Annotated in this window: 24 protein-coding genes and 4 pseudogenes; 14 read left to right on the top strand and 14 right to left on the bottom strand. The window is 72.3% G+C overall.

Features of this window, described 5'->3' with window-relative positions:
• Window positions 1-69: 69 nt before the first annotated feature.
• Window positions 70-477: a GntR family transcriptional regulator gene (locus ACLQ24_RS23095; RefSeq protein ID WP_425893798.1), complete on the bottom strand. Its 408-nt coding sequence runs from the start codon at window positions 475-477 to the stop codon at window positions 70-72.
• A gap of 182 nt (window positions 478-659) precedes the next feature.
• On the opposite strand from ACLQ24_RS23095, the gene ACLQ24_RS23090 reads away from it, so the two are divergent.
• Window positions 660-1,115, top strand: a complete 456-nt coding sequence (locus ACLQ24_RS23090; RefSeq protein WP_425893797.1) for a hypothetical protein — start codon at window positions 660-662, stop codon at window positions 1,113-1,115.
• On the opposite strand, the gene ACLQ24_RS23085 is transcribed toward ACLQ24_RS23090, so the two are convergent.
• The 7 genes and pseudogenes from ACLQ24_RS23085 to ACLQ24_RS23055 form a co-directional block, all read right to left on the bottom strand.
• Window positions 1,076-1,348 carry a hypothetical protein gene (locus tag ACLQ24_RS23085; protein ID WP_357120288.1) on the bottom strand — a complete coding sequence of 91 codons (273 nt, stop codon included), beginning with the start codon at window positions 1,346-1,348 and terminating at the stop codon, window positions 1,076-1,078. The two genes, ACLQ24_RS23090 and ACLQ24_RS23085, sit on opposite strands and share 40 nt — an antisense overlap.
• Window positions 1,349-1,414: 66 nt before the next feature.
• Window positions 1,415-1,582 carry a hypothetical protein gene (locus ACLQ24_RS23080; RefSeq protein WP_425893796.1) on the bottom strand — a complete coding sequence of 56 codons (168 nt, stop codon included), beginning with the start codon at window positions 1,580-1,582 and terminating at the stop codon, window positions 1,415-1,417.
• A 342-nt stretch (window positions 1,583-1,924) separates the two neighbouring features.
• Entirely contained in the window at window positions 1,925-2,170 is a 246-nt protein-coding gene (locus tag ACLQ24_RS23075; RefSeq protein ID WP_425893795.1) for a hypothetical protein, read from the bottom strand.
• Between the two features lie 190 nt (window positions 2,171-2,360).
• The gene (locus ACLQ24_RS23070; RefSeq protein WP_425893794.1) at window positions 2,361-2,831 is read right to left on the bottom strand and encodes a hypothetical protein; all 471 of its coding nucleotides are present in this window, start codon (window positions 2,829-2,831) and stop codon (window positions 2,361-2,363) included.
• Between the two features lie 836 nt (window positions 2,832-3,667).
• Window positions 3,668-4,717: pseudogene (locus tag ACLQ24_RS23065) on the bottom strand (hypothetical protein); the annotation flags it as partial.
• On the bottom strand, window positions 4,717-5,184 hold the full coding sequence (locus ACLQ24_RS23060; protein WP_425893799.1) for a hypothetical protein: 468 nt from the start codon (window positions 5,182-5,184) through the stop codon (window positions 4,717-4,719). The gene ACLQ24_RS23060 and the pseudogene ACLQ24_RS23065, both read right to left, overlap by 1 nt.
• A gap of 123 nt (window positions 5,185-5,307) precedes the next feature.
• Window positions 5,308-5,712, bottom strand: a complete 405-nt coding sequence (locus tag ACLQ24_RS23055) for a hypothetical protein (RefSeq protein ID WP_425893793.1) — start codon at window positions 5,710-5,712, stop codon at window positions 5,308-5,310.
• Here ACLQ24_RS23055 and ACLQ24_RS23050 point away from each other — a divergent pair.
• The 4 genes from ACLQ24_RS23050 (at window position 5,702) to ACLQ24_RS23035 (ending at window position 8,319) form a co-directional block, all read left to right on the top strand.
• The gene (locus ACLQ24_RS23050) at window positions 5,702-6,631 is read left to right on the top strand and encodes a hypothetical protein (RefSeq protein WP_425893792.1); all 930 of its coding nucleotides are present in this window, start codon (window positions 5,702-5,704) and stop codon (window positions 6,629-6,631) included. The two genes, ACLQ24_RS23055 and ACLQ24_RS23050, sit on opposite strands and share 11 nt — an antisense overlap.
• Before the next feature lie 39 nt (window positions 6,632-6,670).
• The gene (locus ACLQ24_RS23045; protein WP_425893791.1) at window positions 6,671-6,814 is read left to right on the top strand and encodes a hypothetical protein; all 144 of its coding nucleotides are present in this window, start codon (window positions 6,671-6,673) and stop codon (window positions 6,812-6,814) included.
• A 46-nt stretch (window positions 6,815-6,860) separates the two neighbouring features.
• Window positions 6,861-7,949: a cellulose binding domain-containing protein gene (locus tag ACLQ24_RS23040; RefSeq protein WP_425893790.1), complete on the top strand. Its 1,089-nt coding sequence runs from the start codon at window positions 6,861-6,863 to the stop codon at window positions 7,947-7,949.
• A gap of 115 nt (window positions 7,950-8,064) precedes the next feature.
• Entirely contained in the window at window positions 8,065-8,319 is a 255-nt protein-coding gene (locus ACLQ24_RS23035; protein WP_425893789.1) for a maltokinase N-terminal cap-like domain-containing protein, read from the top strand.
• On the opposite strand, the pseudogene ACLQ24_RS23030 reads toward ACLQ24_RS23035, so the two are convergent.
• A pseudogene (locus ACLQ24_RS23030) lies at window positions 8,282-8,709 on the bottom strand (glycosyl hydrolase family 28-related protein); the annotation flags it as partial. The gene ACLQ24_RS23035 and the pseudogene ACLQ24_RS23030 overlap by 38 nt on opposite strands.
• A 149-nt stretch (window positions 8,710-8,858) precedes the next feature.
• Here ACLQ24_RS23030 and ACLQ24_RS23025 point away from each other — a divergent pair.
• From ACLQ24_RS23025 to ACLQ24_RS23000, 6 genes are all read left to right on the top strand, one after another.
• On the top strand, window positions 8,859-9,950 hold the full coding sequence (locus ACLQ24_RS23025) for an NYN domain-containing protein (protein ID WP_425893788.1): 1,092 nt from the start codon (window positions 8,859-8,861) through the stop codon (window positions 9,948-9,950).
• 344 nt (window positions 9,951-10,294) lie between these two features.
• Window positions 10,295-11,335: a hypothetical protein gene (locus tag ACLQ24_RS23020; RefSeq protein ID WP_425893787.1), complete on the top strand. Its 1,041-nt coding sequence runs from the start codon at window positions 10,295-10,297 to the stop codon at window positions 11,333-11,335.
• A gap of 3 nt (window positions 11,336-11,338) precedes the next feature.
• Entirely contained in the window at window positions 11,339-11,527 is a 189-nt protein-coding gene (locus ACLQ24_RS23015; RefSeq protein WP_425893786.1) for a hypothetical protein, read from the top strand.
• A 156-nt stretch (window positions 11,528-11,683) separates the two neighbouring features.
• Complete coding sequence (locus tag ACLQ24_RS23010; RefSeq protein ID WP_355050387.1) at window positions 11,684-11,905, top strand: hypothetical protein; 222 nt, start codon at window positions 11,684-11,686, stop codon at window positions 11,903-11,905.
• A 368-nt stretch (window positions 11,906-12,273) separates the two neighbouring features.
• Window positions 12,274-12,474: a winged helix-turn-helix domain-containing protein gene (locus tag ACLQ24_RS23005; protein ID WP_425893785.1), complete on the top strand. Its 201-nt coding sequence runs from the start codon at window positions 12,274-12,276 to the stop codon at window positions 12,472-12,474.
• Between the two features lie 259 nt (window positions 12,475-12,733).
• Window positions 12,734-12,880 carry a hypothetical protein gene (locus ACLQ24_RS23000; RefSeq protein WP_425893784.1) on the top strand — a complete coding sequence of 49 codons (147 nt, stop codon included), beginning with the start codon at window positions 12,734-12,736 and terminating at the stop codon, window positions 12,878-12,880.
• Window positions 12,881-13,019: 139 nt separating this feature from the next.
• Here the strand turns inward: ACLQ24_RS23000 and ACLQ24_RS22995 are convergent, their stop codons facing one another.
• The 3 genes from ACLQ24_RS22995 to ACLQ24_RS22985 all read right to left on the bottom strand — a co-directional run bounded on the left by ACLQ24_RS22995 (window position 13,020) and on the right by ACLQ24_RS22985 (window position 16,125).
• Window positions 13,020-14,081, bottom strand: a complete 1,062-nt coding sequence (locus ACLQ24_RS22995) for a Gfo/Idh/MocA family oxidoreductase (protein WP_425893783.1) — start codon at window positions 14,079-14,081, stop codon at window positions 13,020-13,022.
• 101 nt (window positions 14,082-14,182) lie between these two features.
• Window positions 14,183-14,848, bottom strand: coding sequence for a response regulator transcription factor (locus ACLQ24_RS22990; RefSeq protein WP_425893781.1), 666 nt, complete (start codon window positions 14,846-14,848; stop codon window positions 14,183-14,185).
• On the bottom strand, window positions 14,836-16,125 hold the full coding sequence (locus tag ACLQ24_RS22985) for a sensor domain-containing protein (protein ID WP_425893780.1): 1,290 nt from the start codon (window positions 16,123-16,125) through the stop codon (window positions 14,836-14,838). The genes ACLQ24_RS22990 and ACLQ24_RS22985 overlap by 13 nt, the downstream gene beginning before the upstream one ends.
• Before the next feature lie 150 nt (window positions 16,126-16,275).
• On the opposite strand from ACLQ24_RS22985, the gene ACLQ24_RS22980 reads away from it, so the two are divergent.
• From ACLQ24_RS22980 to ACLQ24_RS22970, 3 genes and pseudogenes are all read left to right on the top strand, one after another.
• On the top strand, window positions 16,276-16,971 hold the full coding sequence (locus ACLQ24_RS22980; protein WP_425893779.1) for an SDR family NAD(P)-dependent oxidoreductase: 696 nt from the start codon (window positions 16,276-16,278) through the stop codon (window positions 16,969-16,971).
• Window positions 16,972-17,011: 40 nt separating this feature from the next.
• A pseudogene (locus ACLQ24_RS22975) lies at window positions 17,012-18,598 on the top strand (MFS transporter); the annotation flags it as partial.
• 9 nt (window positions 18,599-18,607) lie between these two features.
• Window positions 18,608-19,084 (top strand): annotated as a pseudogene (locus ACLQ24_RS22970) (TetR/AcrR family transcriptional regulator C-terminal domain-containing protein); the annotation flags it as partial.
• Between the two features lie 135 nt (window positions 19,085-19,219).
• Here ACLQ24_RS22970 and ACLQ24_RS22965 read toward each other — a convergent pair.
• Together ACLQ24_RS22965 and ACLQ24_RS22960 are read right to left on the bottom strand one after the other, a co-directional pair.
• Window positions 19,220-19,615 (bottom strand): hypothetical protein, encoded by a 396-nt coding sequence (locus ACLQ24_RS22965; protein ID WP_425893778.1) that lies wholly within the window; start codon window positions 19,613-19,615, stop codon window positions 19,220-19,222.
• Window positions 19,612-20,061 carry a hypothetical protein gene (locus ACLQ24_RS22960; protein ID WP_425893777.1) on the bottom strand — a complete coding sequence of 150 codons (450 nt, stop codon included), beginning with the start codon at window positions 20,059-20,061 and terminating at the stop codon, window positions 19,612-19,614. Before ACLQ24_RS22960 ends, ACLQ24_RS22965 begins: the two co-directional genes overlap by 4 nt.
• Window positions 20,062-20,357 lie beyond the last annotated feature (296 nt).

Below are 20,357 nucleotides of genomic sequence, written 5' to 3'. Positions count from 1 at the left end.
AGACCACCACAGAGCCCTCCAACAGCTGATCAGACAAGATCAACTTGCGGCGGCTTGACACAGGGCAACTCACGCGGGTTCCTTCTGTGGGGTGTCGTCGGTGAGGGTGGCGCGCAGCGTGGTCTCCACCAGGGCGACGACGTCCTCGGCCGTGAGGCCGGCGGCCTGCGCCCGGTGCAGCCACGCCGCGAGGTCGTCGCGCAGCTCGGCCTGGTTGGGCAGGGACGCGCCGGCCAGGGTGCGCTGAACGAACGTGCCCACCCCGGGTCGGCCGCCGACCAGACCCTCGATCTCCAACTCCCGGTACGCCTTCAACACCGTGTTCGGGTTGATCGCCAGCGACTGGGCAACGTCCCGAACCTTCGGTAGCTGATCGCCGGGCGCTAGCAGACCGACCCGCAGCGCCTGCTTCACCTGCTGCACGAGCTGCATGTAGGTGTTCACCTTCGACCGGCTGTCCAGCACGAACTCGATCACTCGTGATGATCCTTCCTGTTGTCCTACGACAGTAGGACTAATAGACAGCTTGGTCGGACCGGCGGCGGCTGTCAAGCGCGAGACGACCGTGGCACCCGTGGGCCAGCCTCTGGCGCCGACGGGTCAGCCCTCCGGGAAGGGAACAGGCACGCGATCCGTACTCGAGGGGGAGGTGCTCGATGGTGACCAACGAACTCACAGCGACGACGGCGACGCCGCTACAGATCGCCCGCGCCCGGGGTCGGGTACGCGGGCGGCTGATCCTGCTCGGCCCGGCGTTCGTCGCCGCCGTGGCGTACGTCGACCCGGGCAACTTCGCCACCAACTCGGCGGCCGGCGCCCGCTACGGGTATCTGCTCGTGGGTCGTGGTGGTGGCCAACCTGATGGCCCTGCTGGTGCAGACGCTCACCGCCAGCGTCGTCGTCGGCTGGGCCGGCCTGGGACGCTGTGGCAGGTCGTCGGCTGGGCCGGCCTGGGACGCTGTGGCAGGTCGTCGTCGGCTGAGCCGCCGTGGGACGCGACCGATGCGTCCGCCGGTCGCGGCCCTGCCGGTTGCGGCCCTGCCGGTTGCGGCCCTGCCGGGCGCGACCGACGTGCTCAGGTGCGGCGTCCCTCGTCCCGGGCCGGGATCTCCTGACGCTGTTCGAGGGCGTCCGCCGGGTTGGCGTCGGCCGGCAACGACGTCACCTCCTCCAGAGCGCCGGCCGGCAGCGCACCCTGCTCGGCCAGGTCGGCCTCGGACGCCTCCGGGTCCACGTCGCCGGAGACCCGGTCCGGCGGTCCCACGTCGAACGCGTCCTGCCGCTGTTCGGCGGCGTCTGCCTCCGGGGGAGGAAACTGGTCGCCCTGTTCGTCCCGGTACGTGCTCATCGAAGCCTCCTGCCCGGCGGGAGTCGACATGACGCCGGGCCGCTGCCTACCCCCCCGCCGTCGCACTCACGCCTGGCGCACCACCCGCGCGGCGACGGCCTCGACCGTGTCGGGATGCCTCGCCAGCAGCGCGGCCACCCCGCCCTGCTCGCCGGGAGCGTCGTCGACCGGCAGCCACCCGCCGTCGTACCCGAGCAGATTGGATATCGCGTCGACCAGGCCCTTGAGGACCAACGCTCGGAGAAGTCCCGTTAGGCAAGATCAATTAGTGGGCACCCGAGTTCGGAATCTGGCGGAGGCGGACGCCCCCCTGTAGGCGGACGTTGCCGCGGTGGCGCTATCGCAGAAAGCTCGTGATTTTCTGCGATAGGGTGTCCGAGCGGAAGCGGTGACCTTGAGCCGACCGCGACCGGTACGACGCTGACTCGTCGTGCTTTTCTGCGATAAGGGCGGGAGGGTGGTCCGGGTGGGTACGGTGCGCCGGCTGCGCCCGGTGGCGGGGCCGTCCGTGGTCGAGGCGATCGACGGCTTCCTGGCTACCCTCGATCACCCGGAAACCGCCGGCACCCGTCGGGTCTACGCCTCGACCCTGCGGCAGGTGCGGGAGGCATCCTCCCAGATCCGGTCGACGTAGTCGTACAGCACCTGGCGGGCCTGCACCTGCGCGGCCAGCTCGGTGTCGGGCAACTGCGCTAGGCGCGTGTCGTCGTGCCCGGTCCATCCGTCGATCAGCTCCAGCGCCATGCCCTGGTGGTCCAGGCTGTCATCGTCGTCCGGCTCGGCGGGGCGAGACGGCGCACTGCTGCGCCCGAAGAGACCCATGTTCGTACCCTACGACGTGCATCGATCGCGTGGGGTGCCGCCTCCAGCGACGTCCTTGTCCGTCAGGAAGTTGCGCGCTTACCGGCCCTCGGGGAACATCGCAACGAAAGGTCACGCTAGACCCGGCGCGGGTAGACCGGGGGCTTCACTTTCGTGGACGAGGACTCGGTAGCGGTGGCTGTCGTCGGCCTCAGGGCTTTGCGAGCCAGCGAAGCACGTCGTCGGTGAGGATCACGTCGTATGGAAGACCGCGCAGGTCTTCTGCGGAGACCTTCAGGCCGCGAGCTCGAGCCAGGTCGGCCAGCTCCGCCCACGGGTGTGGCTCGGGGTTCTCGTCGTCGTCGGGAAGAACGGCGTTCAACGTCGCGTGGACGATGCTGTCCCGGGCCACGTGGTCCGGGACAGCATCGTCGTGTGTGCTAACGGACGTCCGGCCGATCGTGAAGCCACGAGCATCGTGCAAGATCACGCGGCGGCCGTCATCCAGCGCGGCGAATTCACTTACCGAGAAGCTCTGGGCGTCCGGGTCGTCAAGGCGTTCCGGTCGGATGTCGCAGATCGCACCCAGCCCTACGACTCGTCCTGGGCCAACCGGGCGAAGATCGGCGTGATCGTCAGCAGCGTCCGGGTACGCATGCCAACCGCTCTCCACGTCGCTCACTTCCTCGGAGGTCCCGCGTTGCCGCGTCGAAGCTCATCGCGGTAGACCGTTCAACCCCGATCAGCTGCTGCGACGCACTCCGACGCTGGTGCGGCTGGAGCATGTCCTATTGAAACAAGCTTTGCAGCTCACGGGGTCCGAATTGGCGCAGAGGCGGTCAGGGGCTGCACGCGAGGTTTTGAACGGTTCCCGTAGTGGTGCCGGACGGGTCGATAATCCCGGGTAGGTCCACGTCCACGACACCGCGCCAGCCGACCGTCGAGGAGTTCGAGCACGTCTTTCTGCCAGTGGCGCGTTGGCCGGAGCCACCCCCGGGGTAGTACCTGCCGCTGCCCGACCCGACCGTCACCCAGTAGCACGAGAAGGAGTCACAGAAGTAGCCCTGCAAATTCACCGCCGCGTCTGCTTTCTCGGGGCAGCTGCCGGAGACCTTGATCCACCAGCCGTGAACGGAGGTCTCCCCACCGGACAGGTGAGGGTCGTCAACGGCCTGCCGGTACATGCAGCCGCCAGCGCTGATATCGGACGACTCCGTCTGCGGGCTGACCACAACACCCGGGTAGGGCGCGAAGTGACCCGCCCGCGAGGGCAATGACGGCTCCGACGCTACCGATGGTGCTGGCGAAGCCACCGCAGCGGTGGGCATCGCGCCGAAGAACACCGCAGCAGCGCAGCATGCAGCGACGGATACGCGGCGCAGAGTTCTGATCCTGTGGGCTCTGGTCAAACCAACCACCTCCACGAATATCGATGTAACTCGCGGTACACCTCATGGGTGCAGCCTGTCAACAGGTGGGGAAGGTCTGCGCGTTGCCGGGGGCGGGCTCGGCCCAGTCGAGGACGGGCTCGGCGATGCCCGCCGGGTGCCGGTCCAGGGGGTCGGTCGCGGCCGTGGTCGCGGCGGGCAACAGGACCCGGGCGGTGGCGAACGGGTCGGCGGGCTCGTCGAGCCGGACTCGATCGTCGACCCAGCCCAGGTCGCCGCCGCGCAGCGGCAGGTCGGTGACGGTCAACGCCCGCTTGTCGGCCAGCGCGGTGAGCAGCGCCGGATGCTGCGACAGCAGCCGCCACATCGCCGGGCCGACGATGGTGTCGACCTTCGCCGCGGTGACCGCCGTGCGGACCAGCCGCGCCGGCCCGCCGTCCGCCGGCTCCAGGATGGCGTGCAGTTGAACCTGCACCGCCGTGTCGTGACTGTGCACGTCCACGCCGAGCGGCAACAGCCGGCCGGAGACCGAGGGCGCTTCACCGGGCGGCGGTGTGCCCCCGGTGAGCAGAACGCCGCGAGCCCAGAGATCGCCCCAGCGGCGTGCCGGCACCTGCGCCATGGTGGCGACCGGGACGCAGGCCCGCAGCTCCGCGGCGAGCCCGTCGAGCAGCACCGCGATCCGTCGTAGCTCCGGCACGAGGAGGCTGGTCTCGACCACCCCGGCGGCGACGGAGAGCAGCTCGTGGTCGACGCCCCGCCAGCCGGTGACCGCCACCTCGTGCCACCACGCCCGTGCGGCGGCGAGCGCGGGCGGCGCCTCGGGAGGCGGGCTGGTCGGTGTCGTCCACGGCGACCGGGTGCGGCCAAGTGTCTCGTCGAGCTGGCCGAGCAGGGCGTCGTGTGCCGCGCCGAGCAGCGCCGAGCGCGCTCCGGCGAGCGCGGCGAGGTGCTGCGGCGAGACCGACCCGGCGATGACCGCGTCGACCGCGACGGCCACCGGGCCGCCCAGTGGCGTGCCGGTCAACGCGTCGGCGAATGCGACCAGTGCGGAGGCGCCCCGCTCGCCGACCCGGCCGAAGCCGTCGGTGAGGGCGTCGTCGAAGCCGGCCACCACGTCGAGCGCGTCGGTCAACCCGGCCGGGGCCGCACGCAGTGGCGCGACCTGGGCGCCGCGCATCAGCGGCCTGCCCCGGTTGCCGGGAACCAGTGCAGCTCGGGCAGCGGGGCTGTGCTGACGGGAACCTCCAGGTAGGCGAGGTGGCGCAGGAATCGGCTGAACACCACCGCCGCCGACGCCGGCTCGGGCTGACCGTCCAGCCGGGCCAGCAGTTCGGCGCCGCTGGCCACCCCGTCGCCGGGGTCGACGCGCAGGTAGCGCGTGACGCGGTCGGCGCCGTACTGGAGAAGGGCCTCGTCCGCGAGCGCGTGCAGGTGCTTGCACGGAGTTTCGCGCAAGCCACCGCACGGTCGGTTGTTGTTGGTGCTGCACTGGTAGGCGTGCGTGTCGGCCGCGACCGACGAGACGTAGACCCGCTCGACGTCCGACCCGCTGGAGACCACGCCCTGCAGGCGTCCGTCGGCCAGCTCGACGAAGGGCACCTTCGCCAGTTTGCGGGGGCGGGCGGGCGGCAGCACCGCCACCACGCTGCGCCGCCGCCAGTCGGCTTCGTCGGCGTTCGTCACGTCACGGCCTCCCACATCGAGAAGAATCCAGGGTGGTGCGCGCGCCGGCCGGTGGCGGCGGCGCTGCGACGACACGATCATGGATCACGGGTACGACAGATCCGGTGGCGGTGCGGGTGCCGGAGAACCGTCCGGCGTACCCCGCCGCTGCCCGGAACGGGTGTCGTCGGGTCCGCGCGGTTGGTCGCCGCCGCCGGCCCCGATCGGCCAGGATGGGCGGGATGGCCGGGCCACGGCCGCGACGAGGAGGCGGACGATGCGGGTACGCGGCTGGGTGACCCGGGAGCGGCGCGTCCGCGCGGCAGCGACGCTGGCGGCTCTCCTGGCCGGTGCGGCGTTGCCGGGCGTGGTCGTTCCGGCGGTCCCGGCGGCGGCCAGCGCGTCGGCGGCGAGGGCGGGCGCGGCGAGGGCGGGCGCGGCGAGGGCGGGCGCGGCGGTGTGCGAGATCCGCGACGAGCGGATCAACGAGATATCCGGGATGGTCGCCACCGACGACGGGTACGTCGTGGTCAACGACGGCGCTGACGACGCGGCCCGGCGGCGGATCTTCTTCCTCGACAAGCGCTGCGCGGTGGCACGGACCGTCAGCTACCCCACCCGGCCCCGTGACACGGAGGACCTGGCCGTCGGCCGGGACGGCACCCTCTGGGTGGCCGACATCGGTGACAACGACCGCAACCGCGAGACGATCGGGCTGTGGCGGCTCGCGCCGGGCGCGGATCGGCCGGTGCTCCACCGGATGACGTACCCGGACAACGCGCACGACGCCGAGGCGTTGCTGGTCGACACGACCGGACGGCCGCTGATCATCACCAAGGGCGGCAGCGGCACCGTCGTCCTGTACGCGCCGACCACCGCGCTGAAGCCCGGGGCCACGACACCGCTGGCCTCCGTGGGCAAGGTCGTCCTGCCGTCCACCACCACCAGCAACCCGTTCTCGTTTCTCGGGCGGGGCGTCGTGACCGGGGCGGCGAGCGCCCCGGACGGCCGCCGGGTGGTGCTGCGTAGCTACGCCGACGCGTTCGAGTACGACGTGTCCGGCGGCGACGTCGTCGGCGCGCTGACCGGCGGTACCCCACGGATCACGCCGCTGCCCGACGAGCCGCAGGGCGAGTCGATCACCTACAGCCGTGACGGCCGCTCGCTGCTCACCGTCTCCGAGTCCGCCGACCAACCGGCCGGCAGCCGTCCGACGATCCTGCGGTATCCCGCGACGGCGGCCCCCGCCGGTCATCCCGTGGAGTCCACCACGGCGGCCCCGCCGTCGGCCGCCGCAGCCAGCCCGGCGGCGCAGGCGGCCGGCATCGATGGCGGTCGGGTGGTGTCGCTGGCGGCCGGCGCCGGCACGCTGCTGGCGCTCGTCGCCGTGGCCGGACTGCTGTGGCGGCGGCACACCGACCGACGCTGACCCACGACGACGCCAGGCGGACCGACACGGTACGGCAGGATGGGTGGATGTCCGTGCTGTCCGCCCTGCGCCACCCGATCGGCGCCGCACCGATGGCCGGCGGCCGAGCTGGTCGCCGAGCTCAGCGCCGCCGCCCGGGTGGCGTTGGCGGCGGCGGCCGAGCGGGCGACCCGCTGGGGCTGAGGACCGCCGGCCGAGGAGCCTCCTGGCTACCCGTTAGAGTCTCGCCGTGATCGAGATCGGCGCGCACGTCGACCTGTCCCACCCGTCCGACCGGGTCTGGCTCGCACTGACGGATCGGGAGTTGCTCGGCCGCTGGTTCGCCGAGGCGGACATGGTGGAGGGAGTACCGGACCGGCTGCGGCTGCACACAGCCGATCTGCCCGGCTTCGACGCCGACGTCGAGGTCGAGGTGACCGAGCGGCGGGTGCCGGAGCTGCTGGCGTTGCGCTGCGACGAAGCAGGTCGGCTCACCGAGCTGACCTGCGCCGTCACCTCCACCAAGGAGGGCAGTCGGCTGGCCGTGCGGGAGGTGCCGACGCACGGCGCCTGGTCGGACGAGCAGCACGACGCCCGCGAGCAGCAGTTGCGCCAGGCGTTGACCGTACGCCTGCCGGCCATTCTGGACTGGCTCGCGTTCCAGCAGGTCGACCTGCGACGGGGCGAGGCCGGAATGACCACCGAACTGCCGGTGATCGGCGCGCCCGGCCCGGCCCGGCGTCGTCGGCGTGCGGTCGTCATCGGGCTCGTCGGAGTCGTGTTGGCGGCGGGGACGGTGGCGTGGCTGACGCTGCCGGGCGAGCCGGACCACGTGGCCGCCCCGATCCCGTCGACGACACCGACGCCGCTGCCGAGCGTCGTGGGGGCGGCGGCGACGACCGCGCAACCCATGGCCACGCCCTCGGCGCGTCCCCCGTCGCGCACCGCCACGCCGACCAGCGCCCGTCCGACGCGTACCCCGTCGGCGAAGCCCTCACCCTCGCCCACGCCGACCGGGCCGCCGCCACCGCCGCTGGTCGCGCGCTACGACACCGACTCCAGCCGGCTGTTCGGCTACACCGGGGAGGTGGTGGTGGACAACCCGGGGCCCGCGCCCGTCGAGCAGTGGGTCGTGGTGGTGACCCTCGCCGAGGGCAGCAGCGTCGACGACGTCGACGGGGCGGACTGGTCCAGTGACGGGCAGGCGCTCACCTTCACCGGCGCGGCCGTGCCGGCCGGCGGGTCGCGGACGATCCGGTTCGACGTCCGCGACAGCCGACCGAAGGCCCGGGAGCCGGAGGGCTGCACGGTAGGTGGCAACCCCTGCGCGGGGTTCTGACTAGGCTCCTGCGCATGGCACTGCTGCACCGGGCGACACTGCGCCCGACCAAGCTCGACCTGCTGACGACCTGGCTGCCCGGCCGACCCTGGTACCAGGGTCGGCCGGCGTCGAGGTGGTGAGTCGGGGGGCGTACCGCTTCGACGACCCGGCCGGCGAGGTCGGCATCGAGACGATGCTGGTCGCCGCCGCCGACGGGCCGGTCCACCAGGTGCCGCTGACCTACCGCGCCGCGCCGCTCGACGACGTTGACGAGTGGCTGGTCGGCACGACGGAGCACTCGGCGCTGGGCCGCCGCTGGGTGTACGACGGTTGCGCCGACCCGGTGTACGCGGCGGCGGTGCAACCGGCGGTCGGTCGTCGCAGGTGATGGTGTTGGGCAGCAGCCACGGCGCGAGCCAGCCGCCGTCGTTGCCGCCCAGGTCGGTCAGGGTGAACTTTGAGCCGGCCGGGGTGAAGTGGAACGATCCGCAGTTGTTGACGCCGACCGCTCCCACGTTGCGGCGTCCACGTTGGCGAACGAGGCGGACCCGGCCGTACGGGCGCTGAGCACCGAGGTGCCGGTGCCGTCGACCCGGACGTCGCGGAAGCGCACGTCGGTGATCGAGTAGAGGTCCTTCACCGGCCAGTCGCTGACCAGCATGATCGCGTTGTAGGTGCTGTCCAGGTACGCGTCGCCGGTCGCCTCGACGTTCGCGTCGATGCTGCGGTCCAGGGCGAACATCCAGATGGTGCCGAGCCCGATGTCCCAGTTCAGGTCGGCTGCAGCACCCGCACATCGCACTGCAAGACAGCATTCGAAAAATGAAAGAGGCCACTATTGAACCGCAAGAAATGGACGATAGGCGAGTTGAGGTGTGGCGCGTCGCGTGCGTCCCGACCCCGTACGACCGGCGTAGGGTGAGCCGCGTGGAGCACGAAGACCGAATCGCCCTCTTCCTCGACTACGAGAACCTGGCGTTGGGGGCCCGTGACCATCGCAGCGGCGCGGCCTTCGACTTCCGGCCGATCGCCGACGCGCTGGCCGAGCGCGGGCGGGTCGTGGTGCGCCGGGCGTACGCCGACTGGTCGTACTTCGACGAGGACCGCCGGATGCTCACCCGATCCCACGTGGAGCTCATCGAGATTCCGCAGCGCATGGGCGCGTCCCGCAAGAACGCCGCCGACATCAAGATGGCCGTCGACGCCATCGAGTTGGCGTTCGAACGCGACTACATCTCCACCTTCGTCATCTGCAGCGGCGACAGTGACTTCACTCCGCTCGTCCACAAGCTCCGTGAGCTCAACAAGCGGGTCATCGGTGTCGGGGTGGAGGGATCCACGTCCGCGCTGCTGCCACCGGCGTGCGACGAGTTCCTGTACTACGACCGGCTGGAGGGCGTGGACATCCCGCCCGTGCGCGGCCGGCACCCTCGCCCGGCCCGGCAACCCGGCCCCGACCAGCGGCCGCCCGAGCCGGAGCAGCAGCGGGAGCAGGAGGTGGAGGACCGGCCGGTGGGCGAGGAGCCCGGCCGGGACGTGGACGCGCTCGCCGTGCAGGTCGCCCAGACGGTGGCCGGGTTGCAGGGCAACGCGAGCGGTGAGGTGACCGCCTCCCGGCTCAAGCGCACGCTGCTGCGCAAGGACCCGACCTTCAGCGAGTCCGACTACGGCTTCCGTACCTTCGGCGAACTGCTGCGCCACCTCGCCGAGCACAACGTGGTCGACCTGGCCGAGGGGCCCGCCAAGGGCGACCCCGAGGTGTCCCTGCCCGAGCACGGCGACCGCGAGGTGGCCTTCGGCCTGCTCCGGGGGGTGGTCGGTGACCTTGGCAGCGCCGGCAACCCGGTGGCGCTCTCCGGCCTGAAGAACCAGCTCCGCCGGGTCCGGCCCGACTTCAGCGAGAAGAAGCTCGGCTACCGCAGCTTCCTGCAGTTCTGCAAGGCCGCCGCCACGATCGGTGCCATCGACCTGCGGTGGAGCCCGGAGGCCGACGACTACCTGCTCGCCGCCCAGGGCTGAGCGCATGTTGGGTTCGCCGTGGATGCGGTGCCAGCCGATGGCGGCCCCACCAGCATCGACCGCTGTCGAGCGAAACTGTCGGGACTGCCCATAGGGTGGACGGCAGGGCTGCCCCGAGGGCGAGGTGAGGGTCGTCATGCCGGGACGTGGGGAATGGACACTCGTTGGCCGCGACGTCGAGCTGAGGACCATCGAGGACGTCGTGGCGGCTCGGGTGCCGCGCCTGGTGCTGGTGGGCGACGCCGGGGTGGGCAATACGCGGTTGCTGCGCGAGGCGTTGGCGCGGGCCGGTGCGAACGGGGTGGAGTGCCATTGGGTCTCCGCTCGCGGTGCACGGTCTGGCGGTGGCGGTGGCGACGGTCCGCGCGGGCGAGGCGCTGCGCGCCAGCATGCCCGCCAGCCGGTCCCGCAGCGTGTTCGGGCAGCTCGCCGACGTGCTGGCCAGCATGCCCCTGCGTCGACGCGACGACGCGCTGGTCGCCGGGGTGTGGCAACTGCGCTCCGGCAGCGTCCGGGCCGCGTTGGCGGTCGGCCAGGCCGTACTGGCCCGCCCCGACACCGGCGTACGCGCGGCCAGCTGGGCGACCATGGGCGCGGCCTCGGCGGCGGGCATGCTCGGCCGGCTCGGCCGGCTCGGCCTCGCGGCGGAGCTGGCGCGGCGGGGCCGGGCGGTGCTCGCCGCCGCGCCCGAGCACCTGCCCTGGCACGAGGCCCAGGTCGGGCTGGGGCTCTGCTACGCCCGGTACGCCGCCGGCGAGCTGGCCGAGGCCGTCGAGCTGGCCGACGAGGGCTACCGCGCGGCGGTGGCAAGCGACGCGCGGGGGATGGTCGGGGTCTGGGCCGGGTTCCGCGGGATCATCGGCAAGGCGCAGGGGCAGCTCGACGCTGCCGAGGCAGACCTGCGCGAGGCGATCGCCCTGGTCGAGGAGAACGACCAGTACCACCTGGTGCGGACGTACTGGGCCGAGCTGGCCGGCGTCCGGGCCCTGGCCGGTGACCTGCCCGGCGCCCGCTGCTGGCTGGCCGCAGCGGACGCCCGGGAGCGGACCGCCAACCGGATCTTCCACGCGTGGGTGGAGCTGAACCGCGCCTGGGTGCAGGTGGCCGAGGGGGACCTGACGGCGGCGATCCGTACCGCCCGGCACGCGGCCGACCTGGCCCGGGGCAGCGAGCAGCCCACCATCGAGGCGGTGGCGCTCTACGAGTGCGTGCGCCTCGGCGCCCGGAGCCGGTACGGGATCGCCTGGGCGCCCTCGCCGATCGGTCAGTACGGCTGGATGCAGTTCAAGGCGTACCTGTCGGCGGCCGTGCTGTGCTACATACCGCCACAACCGGTGTCGATGCTGTCACCACTTATCGATCCACTCTGGGTCGGCACCGTATGAACCGTGATCAGCGACCTCAACTGGGCCATCCAGATGGGTGTCCCGTTCGACCCGGCCGTGCGGGTGGCGTTCCCGCCGCCGTTCACGCCGGGTGACATCCAGGTCACCGCGGGGGGTGGGTCGCCGCACCGCAGCCCCTCGGGGCAGGACAGGCTGGCCAACACCCTGGCCGGAGTCCTGAACGGCATGTGAGTCGCCTCCTGACTCATCGCTCAGGTGGGGAGGAGTCGCCGTTGCGGTTCCTCCCACCGACGCACAGGTGGAAGTGTGCCCGTATTGTGGCTATCAGGCCGATATGCGCGCACCTGCGCCGTACCCCCGACGCGGAAATTGCTATACGGTCGGCGAATGAAGGTGGAGGAACACTGGTGGAACGGTGACACGACCCCGCGCGGGCGCCGGGACGTGTACATCCGTACTGACGGGCAAGGTTGGGAGGTCCGCGCCCAGATCGGTGGGGCGTCGGGTCGTGAGCGGGTGCAGCAGTGCCCCAGCCGGGCCTCGGCGACCATCCTCGCCGACGCCTGGCGCGGTACGCACCCATCCTGGCGTGAGCTGAAGCAGCGCTGATCCGGCACCGGGTCGGGCCGGCAACGCCCCCCGCGCCCCCGGCCCACCCGGTGCTCGACCCCCCTCTGTTCGCGCTCCCGGATCACTGTTTCTGAAACATGACCGAGGCGACCTCCGCCGCGAGCGCCGACGCCCACTCAAGCTGAGGGCAGTTGTCCTGGCCTCTGCACTCCAGGCATCCGCCTGCTCGCCACGGTGAGTCGAGCGCATCCGTCCAGTGCGCGTCGAGTACGCGTTTGGCGGTGAACAGCTCGGTGGCCGTACCTAAGGCATTGTTGGTCTTGAAGGGGTGTGATCGGCGTGATCCGATGGATGGTGCCGAACGAAGGAACCTTCACACGCCCATACCGACCAGCGGATACCGCGAGGTGGCCGAGGATCTCGCCGCACGCATCGCAAGTGGGGAGTACGCGCCGGGTGAGCGGCTGCCCACGTACAACGATCTCTCCGCCCTCTACGACGTCAGCGTGACCGCTGTCCAGAGGGCGGTCATCGTCCTGCAGACCCGTGGTCTGGTGGTGGGCCTCCAGGGTCGTGGCCTGTGGGTCGCGGAGAAGCCGCCCACCTGATCGGCGCGCCCTTCGTGGTCCTTGATCACTTGATGCTCACCAGTTCGGAGAGGCTTCCTGGAACTGGTGAGCATCAAGTGATCAAGCCGAGCGCGCTCGATCAACTCGACATCGCCGACGTGGGGGCATCCCGAGGCCGTGATGCCGCAACATCGCGAAAGTGGAGTGGATCAACCCCGGCTGCGCCCAGGTTCCGTGGGCGCATTCCCTGCGGCAGACCGGGTACACGGGGGCGGTCCGCGCGCGATGGAGGTCGCCCATGTCGCAGGGTCCCGACGAGGACAACCTTCGGCTCGACGAGGAGGTCCGGGAGGCCGAGCGCCGGCTCGCCGACCTCACCACCTCGTCGGACGACGCGCTGACCGACGACGACGCCCGCGTAACGGACGAGGCCCCCTCCGAGTAGGAAGGGGCCCCTCTCCGGCAGGACGAGCCCCTCTCCGGCAGGACGAGCCCCTCTCCGGCAGGACGAGCCCCTCTCCGGGCAGGACGAGCCCCCCTCCGGGCAGGAAGGGGCCCCCTCCGAGCAGGAGACGGAGCAAGCCTCAGGAGGTCGGGACCGGCAGCACCACGCCCTCGGCCGCTGACCGGTGCGCCAGCTCGATCAGCTCGACCGTGGCGGCCGAGTCGCGCGGGTCCACCGGCATCGGCGTGCCGTCGCGCAGGGCCGCCGCCACCTGGGCGTAGAAGCTCTGGTACGCCCCGGGCACCGTCGGCGTCGGGCGGAGGTCACCGTCGACGCCGAGCAGGCCGTACCGCTCCGGCGGGACCTCGCCCCAGCCGGGCTGGTCCGGTCGGCCGCCGTCGTGCAGCGCCGCCTCCTGCACGTCCAGCCCGTAGGTGGTGTAGCCGGCCCGGTCGCCCAGCACCCGCAGGCGCGGGCCGAGCTGAGCGGTGATCGCTCCCATCCACAGGTGCGAGCGCACGCCGTTGGCGTGGGTCAGCGCCACGAACGCGTCGTCGTCGACCTCGGCGCCCGCGCGGCGACGGTCGACTTCGGCGTAGACCCGCTCGACCGTGCCGAAGAGCTGCACGGCCTGGTCGACGAGGTGCGCGCCCAGGTCGAACAGGGCGCCACCGGCCTCCTCGGGCCCGGCGAGCTCCCGCCAGCCCGGCTTGATCGCCGGGCGGAACCGCTCGAACCGGGACTCGAAGCGCAGCACCCGACCCAGCTCGCCGCGCTCGACGAGCGCGCGGGCGGTCAGGAAGTCGCCGTCCCAGCGGCGATTCTGGAACACCGTCAGCGGCACTCCCCGCCGGTCGGCCTCCTCGACCAGCGCCCGCGCGTCGGCGGCGGTGGGGGCCAGGGGCTTGTCGACGACGACCGGCAGGCCGGCCGCGAGGGCCGCCCGCGCCATCGGCACGTGCTGCCGGTTCGGCGTCGCGACCACGACCAGGTCCAGAGCGTCGGGTGTACGCCACAGCTCGTCGGCGTCGTCGACCAGGCGGGCGTCCGGGAAGTGCTGGTGGGCCTGCTCGCGTCGCTGCGGATCGCGCGTCACGATGGCGTCCAGCCGCAGCCCGGGTGTCGCGGCGATCAGCGGAGCGTGGAAGACCCGACCCGCCAGCCCGTACCCCAGCAGACCGACCCGCAGCGCCTCCGCCATGCCGTACCCCCTTCTCCTGGCCCGCGCCCTGGACCGGCGGCGGTGCCGGTGGTCGAATCTACGCCGTGCCCGACCCGGGGCCGGTCCGGGCCCGCCGCTGGTCAGCCCACCGGGTCGGCGCGCAGATAGGTGAGCACGGCGAGCACCCGGCGGTTGGTGTCGTCGCTGGGTGGCAGGTCGAGCTTCAGCAGGATGTTGCCGACGTGCTTGCCGACCGCGGCCTCGGTGACGTGCAGCCGGGCGGCGATGGAGGCGTTGGAGCGCCCCTCGGCCAGCAACGCCAACACCTCCCGTTCCCGGGCGGAGAGCGCGGCGAGCGGGTCGCGGGGTCGGTGCAGCAGTTGCCGCACCACGTCCGGGTCGATGGCCGTGCCGCCGTCGGTGACCCGACGCAGCGTGTCGACGAACTCGGTCACCTCGGCCACCCGGTCCTTGAGCAGGTAGCCGACCCGCTGGCCGTCGCCACTGTCCAGCAGCGCCGCCGCGTACCCGGTCTGCACGAACTGGCTCAGGACCACCACGGGCAGGTCGGGCCGCTCGGCGCGTAGCGCGACGGCGGCGCGCAGCCCGTCGTCCCGCCGACCGGGTGGCATCCGGATGTCGGTCAGCACCAGCTCGGGCCGGTGCGCGCGGGCCGCCTCCAGCAGCTCGGGCGCCGAGCCGACGGCCGCGCGCACCGTGAAGTCGAAGCGGGTCAGTAGCGCGACCAGACCCTCGCGCAGCAGCACCTCGTCCTCGGCGAGCACCACCCGGGTCACCGGCGACATGGCAGCTCCACCCGGATCAGGGTAGGCCCGCCGGGAGGGCTGGCCAGCAGCAACCGGCCGTCGGCGGCGGCGACCCGGTCGGCGAGACCGGTCAGCCCGGTGCCCCGGGCGGGGTCGGCGCCGCCGCGCCCGTCGTCGGACACCTCGACGACGAGATCACCGTCGGCCCGCGTGAGGCGTACCTCGGCGTGGGTCGCCCCGGCGTGCCGGGCCACGTTGCCCAACGCCTCGGACACCACGAAGTACGCGGTGGTCTCCACGATCTCCGGCAGGTCACCGTCGACATCCGCGTGCACCGTGACCGCGACGGGGGACGCGTCGGCCACCTCGCGTACGGCGTCGGCCAGGCCGAGGTCGGTGAGGCTCTGCGGCCGGATGCCGTGCACCAACTGCCGCAACATCACCATCAGCCCGCGCGCCTGGTCGTGCGCCACGGCGAGGGGCCGGGCGGCGGGGGAGTCCTCGGGTACGTCCAGCCGGGCCAGGCCCAGTTGGAGGGTGAGGCTCGTCAGCCGGGGCTGCGCGCCGTCGTGCAGGTCCCGTTCGATGCGACGCCGTTCCGCCTCGTACGCGCCGACCAGCCGGGTGCGGGAGCGGGCGACCTCGCGGAGCGCGGCCACGTCGACCGGGTTGGCCAGCGCCCACCGGGCCACGGCGGCCTGGACGGCGGCGAGCAGCCCCGCCAGGTAGACGAGCACCGGGAGAAGCAGCACACCCACGATCGCGTACGGGACGGCTTCGCCGGTGCTCTCGATCGGCCGCCAGATCACCACCGGATCGGCCTCGCCCACCAGCCAGGGGCTGGTGACCATGCCGACGTCGAGCAGCACCAGCACCAGGAGCACCCAGTACGCGACCGGCACGACACCGCTCAGCCAGAACAGGTACGCCACCTCCCGCCAGGCGGCCGCGCTGCGGTAGCGGGCCATCAGCCCCGGCCACGGCGGCGCGGGCAGCGGGCGGCCGTCCACGAGGCCGAGTCGCCACCGTTCGACGGCGGCGACCGGGACGCTCGCGAGCGGCGCGAGGGCCACCATGGTGAGGCTGCCGACCGCCAGGAACAGCATCAGCGGTATCTCCGGCGGCCTACCGTGCAGCCGCAGGCCGTTGGCGGCGGCCAGCAGGGGCGCGGCGATGGCGAGCAGCCCGACGGTCAGGACGCCGGCGATCGGCACCGTGGTGACCAGGTAGGCGAGCGCGCGCCAGGGCCAGGGGGAGATCAGCCAGTCGCGGCGGCGCAGCGTCGCGGCCAGGTGACGAGGGTGTTCCGAGGTCATGCCGCAGACGCTAATCGGCGGCCACCGGCCGCCCCAGCCGTCCAGATCCCCTTTCCCGGGTATGCCCAGCACTACCGGCGGGGTGTGCGGAGTCCGGAAACGGGAAGGACGCGGCGGAGTGTGACCTGTGGTGGCGGCGGCTGGAGTGACATGGGCGTCAGGACCTTCGTGGTGGTCGGCGGGACCAGCAGACTGGGCCTCGCGGTGGCACGGCTGCTGGTCGACGAGCACCGGGTCGTGGTGCTCGGCGACATGCCGGCCGAGGTTGCCTCGACGACCGACGCGCTCGGTTGCGAGGGGGCGGTCTGCGACGTCTCCTCGGCCGAGCAGATCCGGGACTCCTTCGCCGAGGTGGTGCGGCGGCACGACGCCGTCGACGGGGTGGCGGCGTGCGCGTCGATCTGGGCGGGTGGTGACCTGGGCGACCTGTCAGTGGAGCACATCCGGCGGGCCGTGGAGGTCAACGTGCTGGGCACGACGTACCTGCTGCGGGAGGCGCTGGCGCACCTGGACCGGCAGGGCTACGGCAACATCGTGTACGTCGGTGCGATGGCGTTGGCGGCGCCCCGGCCCGGCATTCCGGTCTACCGGGCGACCAAGAGCTACGGCAGCAGCCTCGTCGACTCGCTGGCCGAGGCCCAGCACAGCAACCGGGTCAAGGTGATGCAGTTGCATCCCGGGCCGATGCCGACCCGGCTCCAGGAGCGCGTGGGCGCCGAGTTCCTCGACGAGATCTACGCCCTGCCCGAGCAGGTCGCCACCGAGGTCGTCCGACTGCTGCTGCTGCGACCCGACGACCTCTACGTCTCCGGCGAGCGCGTGCTGCGCGCGGACGGGCGGTGGTGACGGCGGGGGCCGCGCGGGGAACCGTCCGGCCTCCGCGTGGGCACCCCTGCGCCTCGCCGTCTACCGCAACCTCTGGCTGGCCCTACTCGCCGCCAACGTCGGCACCTGGATGCAGACCGTCGGCGCACAGTGGCTGCTGATCCACCACTCCAACGCCGCCACGCTGGTCGCCCTGGTGCAGACCGCCAGCCTGCTGCCGGTGCTGCTGCTGGCGCTGCCCGCTGGCGTGCTGGCCGACAGCTTCGACCGCCGACACCTGCTGATCGCCGTGCAGCTGTTCCTGGTCGCGGTGGCGGTGGCGTTGGCCCTGCTCACCCTGACCGACCGGATGCCGCCGGCCCTGCTGCTCACCCTCACCTTCGCGTTCGGGGTGGGGCAGGCGCTCACCCTGCCGGCCTGGTCGGCGGTGATCCCGGAGCTGGTGCCCCAGGAGCAGTTGCGCTCGGCGTCGGCGCTCGGCTCGATCAGTGTGAACGTGGCGCGGGCGGTGGGGCCGGCGGCTGCCGGGGTGCTCATCGCCCGGGCCGGCGTCGCCCCGGTCTTCGGGCTCAACGCGGTGGCGTTCGCCATCTTCGCGTACGCGCTGTGGCGCTGGCGGCCCGGCAACGCCCGCGCCGTGGAGGTGCCCGAGCGGTTCACCGCCGCGCTGCGCGCCGGGAGCCGCTACGTGCGCCACTCGCCGATCGTGCGTCGACTGCTGCGCCGCGCGTTGGTGTTCGTGATCCCGGCCAGCGCGCTGTGGGCGCTGCTGCCGCTGGTGGCGGCCCGGCGGCTCGGGCTGGATTCCGGCGGGTACGGGCTGCTCCTGGGCGCGCTCGGGGTGGGCGCCATCGCGGGCGGCGTGCTGCTGGCCGTGATCCGCACCCGGCTGTCGGCCAATCAGCTCCTGCTCGTCTCCGGCGTGCTGTTCACCGCCGCGCTGGCGGTGGTGGGAACCGTGCGGGTGGTGCCGCTGGTGCTCGTGGCCCTGCTGCCGGCCGGGATGGCCTGGGTGACCGTGCTGGCCAACATCAACGCCGAGATGCAGCTCTTCCTGCCGAGTTGGGTACGTGCCCGGGGCCTGGCCGTCTACCAGGTGTGTTTCGCTGGCGGGCAGGCCGTCGGCGCGCTGCTGTGGGGTCTGGTGGCCGAAATGGGCGGGCTGCTCCCCGCCTACCTCACGGCGGCGGCGTTGATGTTCGTCGGGACCGTGACCAGCCGGATCTGGCCGCTGCCGGACCTGCGGTCGGCGAACCGTGAACCGGCGGCCTACTGGCCGCAACTGCACCTGGCGCACGAGCCGGACCCCTGGGTGGGGCCGGTGCTGGTGACGGTGCGGTACACCGTCCGGCCGGAGCGGGAGGGGCCGTTCCTCGCGGCGATGGACGCGGTGCGCGGGGCCCGGCAGCGCACCGGCGCGATGCGCTGGGGGCTGTTCCGGCCGGCCGAGACGACCGGCCGGTTCGTCGAGGTGTACCTGGTGCCGTCGTGGGACGAGCACCTGCGCCAGCACGGTGGCCGGCTGACCGGTGAGGACCGCGAGGCCGAGGCGCGGGCCCGGGAGCTGACCGACGGCGTCCCGGAGGTACGTCACCTCGTGCCGGCCGCCGCCGGGCCGAGGCTGTCCGACGACCGCGAAGGGCTCTGACCTCCCTACTACACGTACGTGCCGGGCAAGGCCGAACTCGTCGACGTCATGATCGACACCGCGTACGGCGAGATGCCGCGTTCCGCCGTCGAGGGCGACTGGCGGGCTCGGCTGGAGCGGATCGCCCGCGACAACCTGGCGCTCTACCAGCGACACCGGTGGATGGTGCGGGCCGAGCCGACCCGCCCGGTGCTCGGCCCGAACCTGATGGCCAAGTACGACCACGAACTCGGCGCGGTCGCCGACATCGGGCTCACCGACGTCGAGATGGACGCGGTCCTCACTCTCGTGCTCGGGCACGTGAAGAGTTCCGCGCGTGCCGCGTCCGAGGTGGTCGACCTGGAACGGGAGACCGGCATGACCGACGGCCAGTGGTGGCAGTCGCAGGCGCCCTGGTTGGAGACGTTCCTGAACCCCGACAGCTACCCGACCGCGTCCCGGGTCGGCACCGCCGCAGGCCAGCGGCACGGCGCCGCCTACGGCCCGCCGCCGTCGGGTGACCGCCGGCCGCCACCGCTGCGCGGACACCATCCGGGCGAGTCCGACCCCGAGTTCCGGGCGGCCGTACGCGACCTCGTCGGCCGGCTTCGTGGCGCCGGTGCGGTGGAACCGGGGCTCCGGTCAGCCGCCCTCGGGGAGCCGCTCGGACTCCGCGACCACAGACCGTACCTTGCGCAGGGTGGCGTCCGGCGCGCGGATGGCGGCCCGCCACCGGTCCAACGTGCGGGTCAGCACCCGGACGACGAACTGCAACTGGTTGACCTGCTCGCGCAGCGTGCCCAGCTCGGAGCGGGCGTGCAGCGCCTCACCCTCGAGCTCGGTGATCCGCGTCTGGAGCGGTTGCACCAGGGTGAGTGCGGCCTCGGTGAGGGTGTCGGCGGCATCGGCCTTGAACTTGCCCCGCTGCACCAAAACGGTGGCGATCGCGGCCAGACCGGTCGAACCGCCGACGATGCCGAACACGCTGAGCGCCATCTGCACCCAGTGCGGCGCGGCCGGTGCGGGGGAGTTGCTCACGGGACACTTCCCTGTAGCTGTTCGTGGCTCACACATTCGCAGGCGTGGACCAGGCGACGTAGGTCGACGGCGAGCTGCACGGCCCGCCACAGCGACCCGACCGCCACCGCCAGGACGAAGGACACGGCGACCAGGGTCTGCTGGCTCCACAGGGCTATCAGGGCCGCCGCGTACATGCCGGTGATCGTGCCGAGCACGAGGACCGACGCGAGTTCTATGCCGAGCCCGGTGGAGAGCCGCCCGGGCCACAGGATGCCCAGCAGCCCACACGCGCCCACCGTGATCAGACCGATCTCCCAGGCGACCTGGACCGGCGCCGGCATGGACGTCTGGACGGAGGTCGGACGGACGTCGAGGGCCATCATCAGGATGCCGCAGACGGGTGCCGTGGTCAGGACCGCGATCTCGTACGGCTGCTGGCGGGAACGGATACGCAGATACCTCACGGCAACTCCCTTGTCGAAGACCCCGCGTGCACCAGCGGCCCGGGGCGGTGCCTGTGGAGAGCCGCGTGTCGACTGCTGTCCGGTGGCGTCCGCCCGTAGCCGGGGCGGTGGGGAACGGTCGATGGTCGAGAGGATGGCCGACGTGCCGTCGTTGGTCGCCGATATCTGCCTGTGTATCACCGCTGACCGATTGGCGTCCACCTGTGTAATGTCGAATATCCGCAGGTCAGCAACACGGCGCCGTCATCGAGGCGCACCATGGTGCGCGAAGATTCGGTGCTGGTTGGTGGTTGCGG

Origin of the sequence: Micromonospora sp. DT4, assembly GCF_049841675.1 — a bacterium.
Taxonomy (GTDB): domain Bacteria; phylum Actinomycetota; class Actinomycetes; order Mycobacteriales; family Micromonosporaceae; genus Micromonospora.
This window is presented reverse-complemented; position numbering and strand designations above follow the sequence as displayed.